Origin of the sequence: Sphingopyxis sp. BSNA05, from assembly GCF_013265645.1 — a bacterium.
Taxonomy (GTDB): Bacteria; Pseudomonadota; Alphaproteobacteria; order Sphingomonadales; family Sphingomonadaceae; genus Parasphingorhabdus.
In genome coordinates this window covers 1-18,176 of the sequence record NZ_PYIA01000019.1, presented here as the reverse complement: position 1 = coordinate 18,176, position 18,176 = coordinate 1, and the positions used below count along the sequence as shown (strand labels likewise).

The 18,176-nt window shown below is 59.0% G+C and carries 18 protein-coding genes and 3 pseudogenes; 9 read left to right on the top strand and 12 right to left on the bottom strand.

Annotation, left to right across the window (positions count from 1 at the left end):
- Nucleotides 1-95: 95 nt before the first annotated feature.
- Nucleotides 96-484, top strand: a pseudogene (gene acpS / locus C8024_RS02200) (holo-ACP synthase); the annotation flags it as partial.
- Between the two features lie 51 nt (nucleotides 485-535).
- A complete protein-coding gene (lepB, locus tag C8024_RS02195) occupies nucleotides 536-1,396 on the top strand; it encodes a signal peptidase I (protein ID WP_173202790.1) in 861 nt (286 codons plus the stop codon).
- Between the two features lie 20 nt (nucleotides 1,397-1,416).
- On the opposite strand, the pseudogene argC reads toward lepB, so the two are convergent.
- The 3 genes and pseudogenes from argC to C8024_RS02185 form a co-directional block, all read right to left on the bottom strand.
- Nucleotides 1,417-2,345 (bottom strand): annotated as a pseudogene (gene argC, locus C8024_RS02190) (N-acetyl-gamma-glutamyl-phosphate reductase).
- Between the two features lie 8 nt (nucleotides 2,346-2,353).
- On the bottom strand, nucleotides 2,354-2,488 hold the full coding sequence (locus tag C8024_RS22460; protein WP_302051572.1) for a hypothetical protein: 135 nt from the start codon (nucleotides 2,486-2,488) through the stop codon (nucleotides 2,354-2,356).
- Nucleotides 2,488-3,270, bottom strand: a complete 783-nt coding sequence (locus C8024_RS02185; protein ID WP_254305478.1) for an NlpC/P60 family protein — start codon at nucleotides 3,268-3,270, stop codon at nucleotides 2,488-2,490. The genes C8024_RS22460 and C8024_RS02185 overlap by 1 nt, the downstream gene beginning before the upstream one ends.
- Nucleotides 3,271-3,469: 199 nt before the next feature.
- Here C8024_RS02185 and C8024_RS02180 point away from each other — a divergent pair, with 199 nt between their 5' ends.
- From C8024_RS02180 to C8024_RS02160, 6 genes and pseudogenes are all read left to right on the top strand, one after another.
- Nucleotides 3,470-3,799 (top strand): hypothetical protein, encoded by a 330-nt coding sequence (locus C8024_RS02180; protein WP_173202789.1) that lies wholly within the window; start codon nucleotides 3,470-3,472, stop codon nucleotides 3,797-3,799.
- Between the two features lie 211 nt (nucleotides 3,800-4,010).
- Nucleotides 4,011-4,760: a hypothetical protein gene (locus tag C8024_RS02175; RefSeq protein WP_173202788.1), complete on the top strand. Its 750-nt coding sequence runs from the start codon at nucleotides 4,011-4,013 to the stop codon at nucleotides 4,758-4,760.
- An 11-nt stretch (nucleotides 4,761-4,771) separates the two neighbouring features.
- The gene (locus tag C8024_RS02170) at nucleotides 4,772-5,404 is read left to right on the top strand and encodes an amidohydrolase family protein (RefSeq protein ID WP_173202787.1); all 633 of its coding nucleotides are present in this window, start codon (nucleotides 4,772-4,774) and stop codon (nucleotides 5,402-5,404) included.
- A 118-nt stretch (nucleotides 5,405-5,522) separates the two neighbouring features.
- Nucleotides 5,523-6,116: pseudogene (locus C8024_RS22730) on the top strand (AraC family transcriptional regulator); the annotation flags it as partial.
- Nucleotides 6,117-6,277: 161 nt separating this feature from the next.
- Nucleotides 6,278-6,520, top strand: coding sequence for a helix-turn-helix transcriptional regulator (locus C8024_RS22725; protein ID WP_367947100.1), 243 nt, complete (start codon nucleotides 6,278-6,280; stop codon nucleotides 6,518-6,520).
- A gap of 172 nt (nucleotides 6,521-6,692) precedes the next feature.
- The gene (locus C8024_RS02160; RefSeq protein ID WP_173202785.1) at nucleotides 6,693-7,973 is read left to right on the top strand and encodes a serine hydrolase; all 1,281 of its coding nucleotides are present in this window, start codon (nucleotides 6,693-6,695) and stop codon (nucleotides 7,971-7,973) included.
- Nucleotides 7,974-8,015: 42 nt separating this feature from the next.
- On the opposite strand, the gene C8024_RS02155 is transcribed toward C8024_RS02160, so the two are convergent.
- From C8024_RS02155 to C8024_RS02135, 6 genes are all read right to left on the bottom strand, one after another.
- On the bottom strand, nucleotides 8,016-9,434 hold the full coding sequence (locus C8024_RS02155) for a M17 family metallopeptidase (protein WP_173202784.1): 1,419 nt from the start codon (nucleotides 9,432-9,434) through the stop codon (nucleotides 8,016-8,018).
- A gap of 39 nt (nucleotides 9,435-9,473) precedes the next feature.
- On the bottom strand, nucleotides 9,474-10,988 hold the full coding sequence (locus C8024_RS02150; RefSeq protein ID WP_173202783.1) for an NAD(P)/FAD-dependent oxidoreductase: 1,515 nt from the start codon (nucleotides 10,986-10,988) through the stop codon (nucleotides 9,474-9,476).
- A 65-nt stretch (nucleotides 10,989-11,053) separates the two neighbouring features.
- Nucleotides 11,054-11,377, bottom strand: coding sequence for a PilZ domain-containing protein (locus C8024_RS02145; protein WP_164089100.1), 324 nt, complete (start codon nucleotides 11,375-11,377; stop codon nucleotides 11,054-11,056).
- Between the two features lie 103 nt (nucleotides 11,378-11,480).
- On the bottom strand, nucleotides 11,481-12,023 hold the full coding sequence (locus tag C8024_RS22720; protein ID WP_367947099.1) for a hypothetical protein: 543 nt from the start codon (nucleotides 12,021-12,023) through the stop codon (nucleotides 11,481-11,483).
- 20 nt (nucleotides 12,024-12,043) lie between these two features.
- Nucleotides 12,044-13,009, bottom strand: a complete 966-nt coding sequence (locus C8024_RS22715; RefSeq protein ID WP_367947098.1) for a flavin-containing monooxygenase — start codon at nucleotides 13,007-13,009, stop codon at nucleotides 12,044-12,046.
- A 122-nt stretch (nucleotides 13,010-13,131) separates the two neighbouring features.
- Nucleotides 13,132-15,519, bottom strand: a complete 2,388-nt coding sequence (locus tag C8024_RS02135) for a bifunctional diguanylate cyclase/phosphodiesterase (protein ID WP_173202782.1) — start codon at nucleotides 15,517-15,519, stop codon at nucleotides 13,132-13,134.
- A gap of 254 nt (nucleotides 15,520-15,773) precedes the next feature.
- Between C8024_RS02135 and C8024_RS02130 the strand changes: the two genes are divergently transcribed.
- Nucleotides 15,774-16,103, top strand: coding sequence for a hypothetical protein (locus tag C8024_RS02130; protein ID WP_173202781.1), 330 nt, complete (start codon nucleotides 15,774-15,776; stop codon nucleotides 16,101-16,103).
- 109 nt (nucleotides 16,104-16,212) lie between these two features.
- Here the strand turns inward: C8024_RS02130 and C8024_RS02125 are convergent, their stop codons facing one another.
- From C8024_RS02125 to C8024_RS02115, 3 genes are all read right to left on the bottom strand, one after another.
- Nucleotides 16,213-16,494 carry a hypothetical protein gene (locus C8024_RS02125; RefSeq protein WP_173202780.1) on the bottom strand — a complete coding sequence of 94 codons (282 nt, stop codon included), beginning with the start codon at nucleotides 16,492-16,494 and terminating at the stop codon, nucleotides 16,213-16,215.
- Nucleotides 16,488-16,820, bottom strand: a complete 333-nt coding sequence (locus C8024_RS02120) for a reverse transcriptase domain-containing protein (protein WP_302051573.1) — start codon at nucleotides 16,818-16,820, stop codon at nucleotides 16,488-16,490. The genes C8024_RS02125 and C8024_RS02120 overlap by 7 nt, the downstream gene beginning before the upstream one ends.
- 393 nt (nucleotides 16,821-17,213) lie before the next feature.
- The gene (locus C8024_RS02115; RefSeq protein ID WP_173202778.1) at nucleotides 17,214-17,993 is read right to left on the bottom strand and encodes a retron St85 family effector protein; all 780 of its coding nucleotides are present in this window, start codon (nucleotides 17,991-17,993) and stop codon (nucleotides 17,214-17,216) included.
- Between the last annotated feature and the right edge of the window lie 183 nt (nucleotides 17,994-18,176).

Genomic DNA, 18,176 nt, shown 5'->3' with positions numbered 1-18,176 from the left:
CGAAGCTGTCGGGGAGGTGGCGCCAGAGCGACGGAGGGCGCCCTCCACCACCCTTCGGGCGGTCCCCTCCCCATCTGCGACGGGGAGGAAAATCCATGATCATCGGTCTCGGCTCAGACCTCTGCAATATCGAGCGCATCCAGAATTCACTCGACCGCTTCGGCGAGCGCTTTGAAAATCGCGTGTTCACTGAACTGGAGCGTAGCAAGGCAGCCCGCCGGCCATTTACCAAGGCCGGCACCTACGCCAAACGCTTCGCCGCCAAGGAAGCTTATTCCAAAGCCGTCGGCACCGGCTTTCGCGCCGGCGTTTTCATGAAGGATATCGGCGTCATCAATGCCAAGAGCGGTGCACCAACCCTGGCCCTGACCGGCGGCGCAAAAAACGCCTCGACGCGCTGACTCCGGCAGGATATGGGGTCACCGTTCATCTCACACTCACCGACGATCATCCATGGGCGCAGGCATTCGTGATCATTGAAGCCACCCGCTCTGACAACAAAAGATGGCGTGAACCAGAAACCAGAGACCAGAATATGTCGATAGAAAATACCGCTGACAGCGGCTCCACCGATAAACCGGACAAGACCGACTGGTTGGGCGAAATCAAGAGCATTGCTCTGTTGTTGCTGGCGGTGCTGGCGTTTCACAGTCTGGTTGCCAAGCCCTTTTACATTCCTTCGGTATCGATGATGCCGGGCCTGCTCGTCGGAGACCGGCTGATCGTCAGCAAATATGCCTATGGCTGGTCCTGGGTATCGCCGACTTTCCATATCGTTCCGCGCGTATCAGGCCGCTTGTTCGGCAGCCTGCCGGAACGCGGCGATGTCGTCATCCTGACGCCGAGGGACCAGAGCAGCGATTATATCAAGCGGGTCATCGGTCTCCCGGGCGACACGATCGAATTGCGCGGCGGCCAGATTTTCCTCAACGGCATTGCCGTCAGACAGGATGTCCAGCCCGACCTGCAAGTCCCGATCGATGCCAATTCTCCCTGCGGCGAGCATGAATTCCCCGGTGCGCGCGGTACCGATGCTGCCGGCAATCCGGTCTGCAACCTGCCCATTCTCCGCGAAACCCTGCCCAACGGCGTGAGCTATGATATCATCGATCTTGGTCCACGCTATACCGACGATGTGGCGCCGCTCGAAATTCCCGAAGGACAAGTCTATCTTCTTGGCGACAATCGCGATCTGAGCGCCGACAGCCGCGTGGCCAGTCCGCTTGGTCTTGGCGGCCCGATCCCGTGGGAGAATATCGGCGGACGGGCGGAATTCATCACTTTCTCGCTGGATGGCACCACGACGCTCAACCCGCTGACCTGGTGGGGCGCCTTCCGTAGCGGGCGGGCCGGTACCAGCCTGCGCCCTGACGAATCGGTGACAGCCTCCGAATAAGCGCCAGAATTCGCGGAAATCTAGAGCTGCAGACCAGCGGTCTCGTCGAGACCGGCCATGATATTGAGATTCTGCACGGCGGCGCCCGAGGCGCCCTTGCCGAGATTGTCCAGCCGCGCAATCAGGCGCGCGTGATAGCCTTCGGCATTGCCGCAGACAAACAGCTCGAGCCGGTCGGTTGGCGCGTCATTCTCGCTGATCAACAGCTCTGACAGGTCGCCCCTGCCCTGCACCGAGACGATTGTCGATCCGGCATAAAAATCGGTCAGCTCTTCGAGCAACTGTTCTGCGCGCACCGGTCCGATGGCGCCGAGATGCAGCGGCACATCAACCAGCATCCCGCGGAAGGCGCGGATCACCGACGGCGAAAAATAACGTCGTGGGCCAGACCGGCATAGGTCTTCATTTCCGGCAGATGCTTGTGGTCAAAATTCAGGCCATAGGCGCGGAAACCAAGGTCGGGTTCATCTGCAAAGCGTTCGATCAGCGCCTTGCCGCCGCCGGAATAGCCGGACACGGCGTTCATCACAAAGGGCCAGTCCGCCGGCAGCAGCCCCTTGGCGATCAGCGGCGCGATCAGCGCCAGAAAGCCGGTCGGATAGCAGCCGGGGTTGGAGACAAAGCGGGCACCCGCGATAGCATCGCGCTGGCCTTCCCGAAATTCGGCAAAGCCGTAAGCCCAGCCCTCGGCCGTCCGGTGCGCGGTTGAAGCATCGATGATCCGTGTGCGGTCATTGTCGACCAGCGCCACCGCTTCCCGCGCCGCATCGTCGGGCAGGCAGAGGATCACAAAATCGCTGTCGTTGATCGCTTCGCGCCGTGCCGCAAGAACCTTGCGCTTGTCCTCCGGCAGCCGGACCATCGCAAATTCTTCCCGCCCGGCCAGCCGGTCGGCGATCTCGAGGCCGGTGGTCCCCACCGCGCCGTCAATGAAAACAGTTTTCGTCATATTCAGTCTCAGGAAAGCCGTTTGCGCGCCAATATCGGCTGCTCGGCGGTTTTGGCAAAGCGGGCCATAGTGTCGGCCAGCGGCTCGATGATCACCTGCATCGCATGGGAGGTCGAATGGATGATCCGCTCCCTATCGACCATCAGGCCGACATGGTCGGTAAAAATATCAGATCACCGCGGCGCAGTTCCTCGTCTGCGGCGATGTCTTCGCCCAGTGCCTCAAGCTGTTGATCGGTGTCGCGCGGAGCGGCCACTCCGGTGAGCATCAATATCGTCTGGATCAGGCCGGAACAGTCAAGACCGTCGCCGCTGCGGCCGCCCCAGAGATAGGGCGCGCCGATCAGCTGTTCGGCGAGCGCCGCGGTGCCGTTGCTGCCGTCAAACACCACTTTCGTGCCAATCGGCTGGACATGGCGGACATGGACATAGCCCTTGCCGGTCTTCAGATAATTGCCGCATTCGCTGGCTTCGCCGCAGGCGATCCGCGCGCCATCGGCAGCCGCTTCATCACGCCCGACTTGTAATCCGGCTCGATGAAGATCAGCGCCGCACGGGCAAAGACCAGATGGGTCGGCTCGGGCGTTTTTCTCATGTTGCAGCGCATGGACCGGTACATAGCCGACATAATTGTCATGGCCACAATAGCCCCAGGCCCAGTCACCGGCGATGTCCAGCACGTGGAAATCCTCGCCGTGCAGCAATTCGGAAATCGCCTCGTGATCCTTGCCGGGCTGTTTGCGCAGCATCGCCTTTGGCGCGGAACAGCGCATCGGCATCGACTCGGCATAATGTGGCGCAAACATTTTGCCGGCCAGCGCGATATCGGCCAGATCGCCGCGATGTGCCGTGGTCCGGGGGTCGAATTTTCCTTCGGGACCGGTCAGAACGAATTTCGCGTGCGCGCCTTTGTCTGCAGTTTCCATGTCCATGCGTTTAGAAATCCCAATAGCGATAAAAAATGTCCGTGACTCTGCGGCTTAAGCGCCATGTGACAAAGCGATGACAATCGACCGCCTTTAAACGACCTCAGGGCGTTTAATCAAGCGGTGTCGCTTTTGGTGATATTCCGGACTGGCATCGCTGCTGTCGGCGGAGCCCCGCGCCGGTCTGGCGGCGGCAGGTTTGCCGGGCATCTATACCGCCCATCCCTGCCATGCCGCCCTCTTATGGAACGCGGGAACAGAACTGGTCAAACGGATGCTGGACTACAGCGTCGGGCCTCGAAAAAAGGAAGCTGTGAAATCAGGATGCGCGGAAGAGGCTGGTCAGCAGCGCGTCGGTCTTTTCGTGAATCTCAGAGAGATGGATCAGTTCCGGCTTTTCATATACTTTCTTCTCGGTGTCCGCCTTGCGCTGTTCATCGATATTCATTTTGCCCCTTTCAACATCTACCGGCCTGACGTGATCCGCTACGCCTTGCGCGATTCGCACGCCAGATCGGGGAAATTCTAGCCTCACCCCAATCGATGTCAATAATCCGTAGCGGCAGAGCAGCCCTGGCCAGCGTGATAGCGCCCCCCCTGTCTGCCGAAGACCGCAAAACAGGCAGCGACCGCCAACAAGATTTTGACCGTCATTTGTCGTCATGCTAATTTGCACAAAACTGCATATGGAGGCATTTATCTTCAGATTCTTCCCTGCCGTCGCGCTTTTTTTCGCGCTTATGACCACCCCGCTGGCTGCGCAAGCCGATCCTCCGCTGCTTCTCCGCAATATCCGCATTCTCGATCTCAGCGGATCAGACCCGGTGCTGAAACCCGATCAGTCCGTTCTGATTGACGGAGGAACGATCACGGCTGTCGGACCAACGGCCGTTGTGACCACACCCTCTGCTGCCCGCGTGGTCGACGGCGGCGGCCGGATCGCGATGCCCGGCCTTGTCGATATGCACGTGCACGTCTGGGACGAAGCCGCGCTCGGCGCCTATCTGGCGCGTGGCGTGACGACGATCCGCAATGCTTCCGGCATGCCCTTTCATCTGCGCCTCGCGCAAGAAATCACGGCCGGACAAATCGCCGGCCCGCGCCTCATCACCACCGGTCCCATTCTCAACGGCGACGGCCCCAATGCCCAGGTGAACCACCAGATCGTCGCGAACGGCATCGAGGCGCGTGCCGCGGTTCGCGCCCAGCATGAGGCCGGATACCGTCATATCAAAGTCTATTCGAACCTGTCCCGCGAGGCCTATGAAGCGGCGCGCGACGAAGCCAGAGCGCTCGGCATGACGGTCATGGGCCACACACCCGAGGGCATCCGGGAAGCGGGCATGCCGCGGACTCGCCCGTTCAATATCGCCTTTGAGGAATTGCTGGACGACGGGTTCATTACCTTCGAACATATCGAATCGATCGTCTGGCATGGCTTGCGCGAAGCCCATGACGAGGCCGCCGCAAAAATCTCGCCGCCCGGGTAGCAGCCGCCGGCGTGCCGGTCGATCCGACCCTTCTCGCCTTTTACAATCTGATGCGGGTTGCCGAGACGCGCGGAGAATATCTCGATCGGCCCGACGTGGACATATTGAACCCGCTGGTCGTGGCCCAGGAACAGGAAAATTACGATCGCTGGTCCGGCGAAGCGATCGCCCCGGCACGCGCCGCCTTTGATTTTTACAAGCGGGCGACAAAGATTTTCGCCGATGCCGGCGTGCTGATCGTTACCGGAAGCGACGCGGGTATTTTCACCAATATTCCCGGCCGTTCCCTGATCCAGGAGCTGCATCTGTTGTCCGAAGCCGGCCTGTCACCTGGTGAAGTCCTGCGCGCGGCAACGCAAAATGCCGCAAGGGCGCTCGGCGAAGCGGATGGCGCGGGCCGCATCGCGCCCGGCCACCGCGCCGACCTCATTCTGCTCGACGACAATCCGCTGGACAATCTCGATGCTGCGGGGCGTCCGGCCATGGTGATCGCCGGCGGGCGTCTCTATGACCGGACTGCGCTGGATCAGCTGAACGGGGCCGCCAGCCAGCCCGATCTGGCGCGAACCCGGAAGAATTTGATCGAGGGTCTGCAGGCACAAGGCGTGGACCCGTCCATATTGGGCGGACAACCCGCCTCCTGATCGGCGGATGACCGGCCCGTTGTCCTTCCACCACTCGCCGCCCTGAAAAAGCGGCTTCACAGAGCGCCTCTGCTTGCCTAGAAATTGACACTAGGTTCAAACGGAGGGCCCGCAGGCATTGGCTCAAATTTCATCCTTGTTCGTCCGCAAGGTTATTTCGGCGGCCAGCGATTCCCTGAACAAGCCGTCGCTGTTGCGCGAAATAGGTGTCGATCCGGATGCGCCGCTGGATTTTGACATGCTGGTGTCCGAGGAGCGCTATTATGATCTGTTGCAACGGCTTGCCGAGACCGAAGCCGGGCCGCTAGAATTTCACCTGAGGGCGGGCGCGTCGATGCGTTGCGACGAATATGGCGTGCTGGGATTGGCGTGGAAATCCGCGCCGACACTGCTCGAATCCTTTCGGCGCGCAGCCCGCTATGCCGAATTGATCAACGGCACCAGACTATATTCCGTCCATGAACAGGAGGAGACCGTCCTGATCGCGATGGATCGCGAAGCCCGTTCGCCCGGCGTGCGCCTGTCCAACGAAGCCGCGATGGCCTCGTTTCTCGCCCTGGCGCAAGATTCGGTGGGCCGCGCCTTCGCTCCTCTGGCGGTTCATTATCGCCATGGTCCACCGCCCGGATCCGCAAGCCATTATCAGCAACATTTCGGCTGTCCCGTCCATTTTTCATCGCAATTCAACGCTCTGGCCGTCCCCAGAGCCGTTGCCCTTGAACCCAATCGGCTGGGCGACACGGCCATGTCCCGCTTTTTCGAAGCGCAGCTCGACCACAAGCTTGCCGCGCTACAGCGTGACATCAGCTTCGAGCAGCGCGTCCAGTCGCAGATTTCCGCAGCCCTGCCGACCGGGGTGCCGAAAAAGCGGAAATCGCGCGCAAACTGGGGCTCAGCGACCGCACCCTTAACCGGCGACTGGCGGATGAAGGGCTGTCCTTCCAGGGATTGCTGGAGAAATCCCGGTCTGCGCTGGCCAGCGGCCTGCTGGAACAGTCCCACTATAGTCTGGCCGAAATCGCCTTTCTCACAGGCTTTTCCGAGCAAAGCGCGTTCACCCGGGCCTTCAAGCGCTGGAATGGCCAAACGCCACAGGCTTACCGGCAGAACGAATAGCCAGGCAACACAAGCCGGGGGTGGCGCGCTGGGTCAAAAGCTTGGCATGACGTGTCAAGCAATGGGACCGTCAATCGCCCTAGGTTGCGGTGAGCCAGCACCAGCAGCCTGATTGGCCCACCGGTCAGAATGGTTGATTGTCTTGCGACGCCAAGCGAAGAAGGAATGGAATATGATCAGACTTGTCATCACCGGCATCGCCACATTGGCAGCGATGGCGCTCTGGGCCGCCGCGCTTTTCATCGGTACCAGCGAAGGATGGTGGCACCGTCCCATGACGAGTTCCGCAGCGCCGGCAGATTTCGTTCAGGCCGCCCGCACAAAGATCGAAACCGGGCATCGCGGAAATCTCGGTTTTGCGCTGATTGAAAATGGCAAGCCCGTCGAGAATTTTTCCTGGTCAACGGGATCTCCGGTTGATGAGAATTCCGTCTATCAGGTCGCCTCGCTCGGCAAATGGATCACCGCCTGGGGCGTGATGGCGCTTGTCGAGGACGGACTGGTCGATCTGGATGCTCCGGTGGAAAATTATCTTGAACGCTGGACATTGCCGGAAAGCAAATTCGATCATGAACAGGTTACCGTGCGCCGCTTGCTCAGCCATACCGCCGGTTTGGACGACGGGCTCGGCTATAATGGCTTTGCCACGCCGGACGCCGTCCAGACGCTGGAAGATTCGCTGACCCGCGCCGCCGATGCCTCGCCCGGGAAGTCGGGCGTGGTCAGGGTCGGAGAAACGCCGGGGGCGGCATGGAACTATTCAGGCGGCGGCTATACGCTGCTGCAATTGATGGTCGAGGAAGTTTCGGGTCTCTCCTTCCCCGAATATATGGAGCAACGGATATTCACACCGCTGGGCATGACGCGGACAACCTTCGATCACCGAAAGGCGCAGGCAATGGGCCTCGCCGAGAATTTCACGCTGGATGGCGATACCGAGCCGTTCCGCTGGTATACGGCGCTGGCGGCGACATCCCTGTTTACCACGCCTGCCGACATGACCACATTCGCTCTCGCCCAGCTGCCGGGAAGCCAGCAGAAAGTTCTGTCTCAAAATATTCTCGCCACCATGGCCACACCTCACGCGTCATCGCTGGGCGCCGATATCTGGGGATTGGGGCCGATGTTGCTCGCGCCGGACAACAAGGGCGGTTTCATCATCGGCCATGACGGAAAGAACGAGCCTGCCATCAACAGTGCGGTGCGGGTCGACCCCGCGAGCGGTGATGGCATTGTCATCCTCGAGACCGGCAGTCCCATACTCGCCACCACGATCGCGAGCGAGTGGGTCTTCTGGAAAACCGGCAATGTCGACAATCTCGCCTTCGCCGCCAGGATGGACGGGATGTTCACCTGGATCCTGTTCGGCTGCATCGCGATCCTGATTGTCGGGCTGCTCGTCGGGTGGCGGCAAATGCGTCGCCTGTCCCGAAAGCGAAGACAATCGGCCTGACGGTCCTGTCGTCAGCGGTTTTCAGACAGGCTGCTTGCTACCTTACTGCCCGTAGCGTCCCTGTAGATAGCGCCAGCTCGCGCGCAGGCCGAGCGCTTCACCACCTTGCGGGCGGCCCGGCTTGGCCGCCGGTCGCCAGGCGAATGTGTCGAAATGTGCCCAGGGCACCGATTCCGGCGCAAATTTCTTCAGGAACAATGCCGCAGTGATGCAGCCGGCAAAGCCACCCGACGCGCTGTTCACGCAATCTGCGATATTGCTGCTCAGCATCGCGTCATAGCCGGACCAGAGCGGCATCTGCCAGAGCGGATCGCTTTCTTCCTCTCCGGCCTGCAGCAGCCCGTCCGCCATCGCCCGGTCGTCACAGAACATCGCCGGCAGATCCGGCCCCAGCGCAACCCGCGCCGCGCCGGTCAGCGTGGCAAAATCGATGATCAGGTCCGGCTCCTGCTCGCCGGCCAGAGTCAGCGCATCGCCCAGCACCAGCCGACCCTCGGCATCCGTATTGGTAATCTCGACGGTCAGTCCCTTGCGGCTGTGCAATATGTCGCCCGGCCGCAGGGCGTTGCCGTCGATCGCATTTTCCACCGCCGGAACCAGCAGGTGCAGCTGCACCGGCAGCCTCGCTTCCATCACCACACGGGCCAGCGCGATGGCATGGGCAGCGCCGCCCATATCCTTTTTCATCAGCATCATGCCGGCTGGCGACTTCATCGAAAGCCCGCCGCTGTCAAATGTCACGCCCTTGCCGACAATCGCGATTTTCGGATGATCGGCCCTGCCCCATTTCAGCTCGAGCAGCCGCGGCGCATGGGCGCGCATCGCCGCCTTGCCGACGCCGTGGATCATCGGGAAATGCTCTTCCAGCGTGTCGCCGCGCGTCACTTTCAGTTCTGCGCCATGCTCGCCCGCCAGCTTGTCGACAATGTCCTCGAGCCTGTCCGGGCCCATGTCGGCCGCCGGCGTATTGACCAGATCACGGACCATCGCGGTTGCCTCGGCCTGCCGCACCGCTTCATCGCGCTGGCCAATGGCATCGTTGACCAGCAGCACGCTCGGCCCCTGCCGATCGGGCAGTTCCTTGTAACGGTCAAATTCATGCTGCGAGATCAGCCAGCCGAACAGCGCACCCTTGGCGCTGATATCCTGCAGCCGGTAATTGCCCTCGGGCAGGCCACTGCCCAGCGTGGCCAGCGACCAGGCATCGAGCTTCGCCTGGTCCGGCACACCCGCCACCACCGAGAAATCGGTTGCCACCGATTTGTCCTCGCTTTTACCGCCGACCGGCGGCAGCAGCAGAAAGCTGTCGGCCTTGCCGGAAAACTGGTTGGCCGTGACCAGCGCCCGGATATTCTCCGGCTGCCCTTTCAGCCATGTTTCGAAATTGCTGACATCCAGTAGCTGGATATTGCGCGCGTTCTGGCCGGTGTCGGCCTCGATCAATGCCTTAAAATCAGTCATTTGACCGCTATAGCCTCAGACAAGGCCAAGCGCGAGTGTCTATTCGGCGGCAATTGTGTCCGATTCGACCCGCTTCGTTGGCATGCGAAGGATCGCAGCGCCCGGCTTGGAAAAGACCATCACACCGTCGTCGACCGGTTTGTGGCGCAGGTTGATAATGTCCTTGGGAAAATTCTGGTTGAGCCGCCACGGTTTGCGATCACCCTGTTTCGGCAAATTCTTGATCGCGCGCTGGACGTAGCCGGAGCTGAAGTCCAGCATCGGTTCGGTGCCGATCAGTCCGTCCGCCGGCAATGTCGGGGTGGCGATCGGTGTCCCGTTCTTGTCCATATAGTTGATCAACCGGCAGACATATTCGCTGGTCAGGTCGGCTTTGAGCGTCCAGCTGGCGTTGGTATAGCCCATGGTCATCCCGAAATTGGGAATGCCGGAGAACATTACGCCCTTGTAATTGATCTTGTCACCGAATTTGACCAGCTTGCCGTCCACCGAAATGGTCGCGGTGCCGCCGGTCAGCATTTTCAGGCCGGTCGCCGTGACGATGATATCCGCCTCGAGCGTCTTGCCGGATTTCAGCCGGATGCCGTCCCTGGTGAATGTTTCGACATGATCGGTGACGATCGACGCCTTGCCGGATTTCAGCGCATTGAACAGGTCACTGTCGGGCACCAGACACAGGCGCTGGTCCCAGGGATTATAGCTGGGTGTGAAATCGGCCATATCTACATCGGGGCCCATTTCCTCTTTCACCATTTCCAGCAACCGGCCCTTGAACGCCGTGGGCTTCTTGCGCGCCAGATTGAACATGAACAGGCCCATCAGCACATTTTTCCAGCGCGTCAGCAGATAGGCGAGCTTGGAAGGCAGGAATTTGCGCAACCGCAAGGCCCATTTGTCCTCGCCCGGCCGCGAAACGATATAGGTCGGGGAACGCTGTAACATGGTGACATGCGCTGCCGTTTCGGCCATCGAGGGAACCAGCGTTACGGCGGTCGCACCGCTGCCGATCACCACGACTTTCTTGTCCGAATAATCCAGATCTTCGGGCCAGAATTGCGGATGGACAATCGGTCCGGCAAAATCCGCTTTGCCGGGAAAATCGGGATTATGGCCTTCCTCATAGCTGTAATAACCCGAGCACATGTGCAGGAAATTGCATTTGACCGTGTCGATCGAGCCATCACCACGCTGCAGACTGACCGTCCACAAGGCCTCCTCGCTCGACCAGTTTGCGTCGACGACCTTGTTGTTGAACAGAATCCTGTCCTGCAGGCCGTATTCCTCGACGGTTTCATTGAGATAGTCGAGGATGGACGGCGCATCGGCAATCGCCCGGCGCGCGGTCCAGGGTTTGAAGTTATAGCCCAATGTATACATGTCGCTGTCGCTGCGGATGCCCGGATATTTGAACAGATCCCAGGTCCCGCCAAGCCGCTCCCGCGCCTCGACGATCGCGAAGCTTTTGCCCGGGCATCTTTTGGTCAGGTGAACCGCCGCGCCAATACCGGACAAACCGGCACCGACAATCAACACATCAAGAATCTTGTTTTCCATATCGCTACCTTACTGACATGATTGTCAGTTGGCAAGCAATCGGTTTTGTCAGGGCCGGGGCCCGGCTACTCGCTGATAAGGGTGAGGCGTCGAAACAGCTTCTGATCGAGGGTTTCGTCAAAGCGGCAGCCGACATGTCCATCCTTGCACCAGATTGCCGTTGCCGTAATCGGGCTGCTGTCTTCGAAACGCAGCCAGACCCGGCTGCCCTCGGCGATCATACTATCGCTGGCAACCCGGCAGCCATAGATGGAAACATCCACCAGCTCGCCCTTTTTGGCGGTCTTGCCATGTTGGCGGATCGCGGTCCGCTGGATTTGCACCGGATGGCGGAACGCCTTGCGCTGCTCGATCAGCGCCGGTTCCACCGTGCGAAATTGCGAATTCATGTAGCCCATCCCTAGCCCCCTGCCGGAATGACTAGGCGATCTTGCTCAACAAAAGGTTAAGCATCCAGAGGCGCTCTCGAGCGCCGACGCGCGACCGCTGCGCCTACTCGGCGGCCTCCAGCGCCGGCTCGCCCTGCCCCGCACCCTGCTGCGAATTGGGGCCGTAAAATTTGAGCACCCCGTCGTCGACGGGATCGTGGCGCAATATCTTCCGGTCGAACAGATAGTCCTGGTTGAGCTTCCACGGCATGGCGGTGCTGTTGCGCGGCAGTTCGTCGATCGACCGCTGGATATAGCCGGAGGAGAAATCGAACAGATCTTCCCGCTCCAGCTCCTTGTCCAGCACCGGATTGGCGATCCGCGTCGATGTCGCGTCCATATGGTTGAGCAGGCGGCAGGTATATTCCGACACGATATCGGCCTTCAGCGTCCAGCTGGCGTTGAGATAGCCGAAGACGATCGCCAGATTGGGAATGTCGGAGAACATGCAGCCTTTGTAATAATAATGATCAGGCCAGTGGACCGGCTTGCCGTCGACCTCGAAGGCGACCTTGCCGGCCACCGCCAGCTTCAGCCCCGTCGCGGTGACGATGATATCCGCGTCCAGCGTCTCGCCGGATTTCAGCTTGATGCCATTTTCGGTCACCGTATCGATATGGCCGGTCTTCAGATCGCGCGGCCGGCGGCAATCGCCTTGAACATGTCGCCGTCGGGCACCAGGCACAGGCGCTGCTCCCACGGGCCATAAGGCGGCGTGTAATCTTCCTTCACATATTTGTCGCCCAGCTCTTTCTTGAGCGGCTTCTCCAGCTTGCGGATGACCTTTTCCGGATTGTCGCGCGAGGTGCGGAACGTGATGTCCTGCATCCACACATTCTTCTTGCGGATGATCGCATAGGCCCATTTTTCCGGCATGATCTTGCGCAGGAAATTGGCCAGCCCGTCCTTCGCCGGGCGCGCCGCATACCAGGTCGGCGTGCGCTGCAGCATCGTCACATGGCTCGCCTTTTCCGCCACCACCGGCACGATCGTCACCGCGGTCGCGCCGCTGCCGATGATCACCACCTTCTTGCCAGCATAGTCCAGATCCTTGGGCCAGAATTGCGGGTGGACGACTTCGCCCTTGAAATTCTGCAAGCCCTCTATCTGCGCGTCATAGGGATTGTCATAATCATAATAGCCGGCGCCCATATAGACGAAATTGGCGTGCATCACGACCTGGCTGCCGTCGGATTTCTCCGCCGTCACGGTCCAGCGCGCATCCTCGCTCGACCAGCTCGCCGACAGCACTTTGTGGCCGAAATGGATATGTTTCTCCAGATCATGCTTGGCCTTGATCCGGTGGAGATAGTTGATGATCGAGGGACCGTCGGCAATCGCCTTCTGCTCGGTCCACGGTTCGAAATTGAAGCCGAGCGTGTGCATGTCGCTGTCGCTGCGGATGCCGGGATATTGGAACAGGTTCCAGGTCCCGCCGATATCGTCGCGCCGCTCGACAATGGCAAAGCTCTTGCCCGGACATTTGTCGCGCAGATGCACCGCCATGCCAATGCCCGAAATACCCGCGCCGACGATCAGCACGTCGACCGATTCTATTGCTGCACTGCCTTCATTCACGATCTGAGTCGCCATTGCCGTCTCTCCCAGCTTTTTCCATGTTATGCCACTGGCCGGGAAAAGTTGCAATTGAAGATTTAACTGGCCGGTTAAGGGCGGGGCGGACGCGGGTTGGCCGCAGCGCCGGCCGCGCCGGCCTAACCGTGCCTGCGGTCTGCCAGATCGAAACCGGCCTCCGGTTTCTCGATTGCGTCCGGAGCGACAGGTTCGGGTTGCTGCTGCACCACACGGCCGGCGATCGCGCTGGCGGGGACTGCCTTGCTGAACAGATAGCCCTGCACCTGTTTGCAGCCGGCCCGCTTCACCTGCAGCAACTGTCCGTCGCGTTCGATGCCCTCCGCCGTCGTCACCATGCCCAGGCTGGACGCCAGGCCGGTCACCGCACGGATGATCGCCTGGCAGTCCTCCCGGTCGTCGACATCCTCGACAAAGCAGCGGTCGATCTTGATCTTGTTGAACGGAAAGCTGCGCAGATAGTTGAGCGAACTGTAGCCGGTGCCGAAATCATCCAGCGCGATCTTGACGCCGAGCGAGTGGATCTTGTTCAACAGGTCGAAATTGGCCTGGTTGTGGCTCATGATCACCGTTTCGGTGATTTCCAGCTCCAGGCGGTGCGGGGCGACGCCCGCCGACGCCAGGCCGTTGATGATGGTCGGCAGCAGATTGGGACTGCGCATTTGCGCCGGCGACAGGTTCACCGAGACGCCGAGATGGTCCGGCCAGTTCTTCAGTTCGAGCAGCGCCGTGCGGAGCACCCACTCGCCCAGCTGGATGATCAGTCCGGTCGCCTCGGCAATCGGGATGAACTCGTTCGGCATGACCATGCCCTTGGCCGGATGGTTCCAGCGGATCAGCGCTTCATAGCCCAGCGGCTTTTCGGTCTCGATATCGAAGACCGGCTGATAATAGAGTTCCAGCTCGTCACCCTTCAGCGCCGCCTGCAGATCCAGCTCCATCTCGCGCCGGTCGAGTTTCGCCTGCAACATCTGCGGCTCGAACAGCGTGACCCGGCCGCGCCCGTTGTCCTTTGACTTGTACAGCGCGATGTCGGCGTTGTGCAGCAGGCCCTCGGCGGTTTCCGACTTGTCGTTGGAAACGACGATGCCGAGGCTGATGCCCGGAGTGATCTTGTGGCCGTCGATCATGAAGGGCTGGGACACGGCGTGGACGATGTCGGACGCGGTTTCGGCCACTTCGCCGCTATCGCCGGCGTCGGTCAGGCAAATGGCAAATTCGTCGCCGCTCAGCCGGGCCACGATATCCTCTTCGCCGGTGGCCGTGGCCAGCCGGTTGCCGACCACCTGCAGCACCCGGTCGCCGGCATTGTGGCCCATCGTGTCGTTGATCGCCTTGAACCGGTCGATATCGACATAGAGCACGGCAATATTGCGGTCGCCCTGCAGCCGCGCCAGCGCGCTTTCCAGCGACTGGTTGAACAGGTCCCGGTTGGGCAAATTGGTCAGGCTGTCATAATGGGCCAGGCGCGCGACTTCGTCCTTCGCCTGTTTCTCGTTGGTGACATCCGTCGCCGCGCCGCGCAGCGCCTTCGACCGCCCTTCCGCCCTGTCCATCGGCCGGCAGGATATCCGCCACCAGCGGTCTTCGCCGTCAACCTTGATCGGCAGCACCAGCTCGCGCACCGGCTCTCCCTGCCCGATCCGCTGCAACAGCATATGGCGTTTCTCGCCCTCCTCGAACAGGTCGGCGATGTGCAGGCCGTTCAGCTCGCCAACCGGCCGGCCAGCGGCCGCCGCGAACCGGGCCGACGCCCGGACGATCCTCTGCGACTCGTCGGTTTCCCACAGCCAGTCCGAACTCTGCTCGGCATAGTCGTTGAGCAGCAGCTTGACGGTTTCCGCCGCATCCTCCTGCTTGGCCGCATAGATATGCCGCTTGGCGAAATTGAAGAAGAAGAGGCGGTAGATGGAGTCGATACAGAGGGCGAAAAAGACCAGCAGCAGCGCCGACTGCACCGCCGGCAGCCCCTTGACGAAGATGAAGGCGATTCCCAGCAACAGCGTCGGGATCGCGATCGCGAAGGTCTGCGCGCGCGGGATGCTGCCATAGGTAAAGCCGCCGATCACGATGCTGCCGAGGATCAGGATCACGCTGTTCTCGTTCAGCGGGATCTGTCCGAAAGCCAGCGGAAAGGCGAGGCTCAGATTCAGCGCCAGGGCGACGATGATGCTTTCGTAGCAGAGTTTCCGCCGCAGCGCATAGAAGGTACTGAAGTCGAAATCCGGCATCAGGTCCCGACGGAAATTTCTGATCGATACGAAAATAATGACCGCCATCCCGAACAGGCCGGCGGCAATGAACGGCGCGCTGGCGTGAATGAACAGATTGACCATCATGTAGATCGCGACCGGGATCATGGCGATGGCGATGATCCGCGACACGTCGGCGATCAGCTTGAGCTGCTGCCGGGCGATCAATTCGCGCGTGCCGGGATCGCGCTCGGAATTGAACGTCCAGAATTCCCTGTGGATGTCGAACAGACGCTGCAGCATCACCTTTGCGACCATGAATTCACCTCGTTTCCCGGAAACCCGCCCGGATTGCCGTCCACCAACCGCAATTTTCACGATGCGAACCCGGCTACTAACGGTCGCCGGCAACCGGATTTAAGGGGGCGGCTGCGGATTTCCCGCTTCGCCCCGCCCCCTCCCCCGCACGGGAGAGGGTACTTAACAGCCCGGCAAAAGCGTGATAGCGCGCGACCATCGACACGCTCTTCCTCCTGATCGGCCTGGCCCTGGCGGCCACGGGACTGGCGCTGATGCTGCGCAGCGATCTGCTGTATATCCGCGGCGGCACCCGCCGCGTGCCCGCCCAGATCATCCGCCACCAGCTCAAGAAGCGCGGCGGCGCGACGCTGTACAGCGCGGTGCTGCTGGTGCCCGACGGGCGCGGCGGCTTTATCGAGGTCCGCGACCCGCTGACCACGCCCTTCCCGACCCCGGTGATCGGCGAGCGGCTCACCGTCGTCCACCCGACCGGCTACCCCGGCAAAGCGCGCATTCCCTATCCGTGGTTCCGGGCGGGGGTGTACGGGGTGCTGGGTTATGGGTTTGTGATGTTCGGGCTGGCGGTTACCGGGTTGGGGTGACCCTTCTCCCGTGCGGGAGAAGGATACGAAGCCTTGCCACCGAAGCGTCAGCGCAGGTGGCTAGGCGCAGTTGGATGAGGGTGGTCAAGCTCAAGAATCACAAGGCGAGCTAAACTGACCTGTCTTCATATACTTGGCTTTCGATCATATAGCCTTCGTTTTCATAGGTTTTTATGTTCGCCACTATGCTTACGCCATATTTCTTGATCAAACTTTCTACGAAGGCAGGTTCCACGGAATGACAAAATGCCAGCAAACCCTTCGCTCGATAGGTTTCTAGCGGTGATGCCTCATTATATCTGATTTGGTTGATGAGCGCCTTTATCTCTCTTTTTCTATCACGCCCGACAGAAATCTTGCCATCCGGAGTAAGTATTAGCCCCGTCACCATTCGTCGTTGTCCCCGAGAGTAGAAACCCCTTTTTCATCGTTTAACATCAACTTTGGATTTTTTAACTTACTAAGAATGGATGCAATTGACCGTTCAAATTTTCGAATATTAGTGACGCTTTCTCCGGATACGGTAATATCATCTGCATATCGTGAAACCGTCAATCCAAGGTCACCTGCCCGTTCGATCAGCTTTTGGTCAAACTCATACAAAAGAATATTCGATATCGCTGGCGAAGTCGGTGCGCCGATAGACAAACACTGAGGAATCTTAGAACCTCTACCCCAAAATAGTAATGGTTCGAAATACTGTAGATCCGACCTCAATAACAATGGATTTTTTGTACTCGAACAAAGTGAGCAAAATCGCTTGGCAAGATCGAATGAAAGAAATTACTGAAATCCAACTTCAGAATATATTCCGAATCAACATGCATTTTTGCGTTCTCGAAAATGCCACGATCTCGTACGTAAGCCATAGCGATGTCACTGACATCAAATTTGCTTAGCCGTGTAGATAGCACATACCTCTGAAGCGCCTTCACCGCTCTGTCTGGTTGAGCAATGATCCTTTTCTTTTTTGAATTGCGTTTGTCGATCTTGAAACTTTTATATCGAATTGGAGCAGACAAAACTATCCGTTCCAACGTGCTGGTGGATGCGCCAAATTCGACTGACAAATCGTCCAATATCTTCATCAAACTGCTGCTTTCGCATCCGCTATTCGATGATAAACGGCATTTGGGATTTGCAGCTCTTTTTCACCGTACTGCTAATATCTAGCAAAGTGCCATCCATGTCTCTAATTCGTTTTTCTGGCAAAAATGCATACTCATAGGGTGATTGACCCCTCAACTGAAAATAGTAGTCCTTATTAGAATAAGAAACTTTTCCTATCCAACCGGCCAACCTCAAGCAAAATAATTTATCCCGAATGTCGTTGTCTGAAAGTCCCGGATTAACGATTCGGATTGCCTCGTTCAACGGTTCCGGTGGAATGGCTTTACATATCGATATTAGCCACAACAAATCGTAGAATGATTCTGATCCGTTAAGATTGGAATAGCCAAATGAACTAGACGACGCAGCCACTGACCGCGCGATAAATGCGGCAATTTCCGAAAAATGACCATTCACAGAGCTTTTCACGATATGCCCAGCGTTGTGCGTCCGCCAAGGAAAAACTCCAACCCTGTCTCTGCGATTTGGTTTCATCACTCGTTCGATGGGACCGAAGCGAACAAAAGATTCTTTTTGCTCGTGCTCTTCACTAATAAGTACTCGCAAAACCTCCTTGATTTGTTTTTCTGATGAAAAGGACCCCAGTTCTGCAAGGGAGCCTGCGCTTTCTGATATCACCAGCACGATGCTGGCAATTCGAGCGATGTCCTCTTCGAATGTTATCAGGTCATTGTAGTTAGTATCGCGATATAATTGCTGAGCCGCTTCGGCTAAAACGATTCTGGCACCAATTTTTGGGCGATGCGCCTCTTCCGACATATAAAATCGCGGAGGCTCAAAAACTTTTTGGGAAAGGGCGGTTTCGCAACCTCGCCTCCACACAAAAAATAAAGTGATCTGGCTTTACAACCCTTAATTCATCACGATTAAGGGCCGCATTCAAGGCTCCAATTTTATCAAGCAAACCTTTTACCTGTAAGAGGCATGAAGAGGATTCGGGAG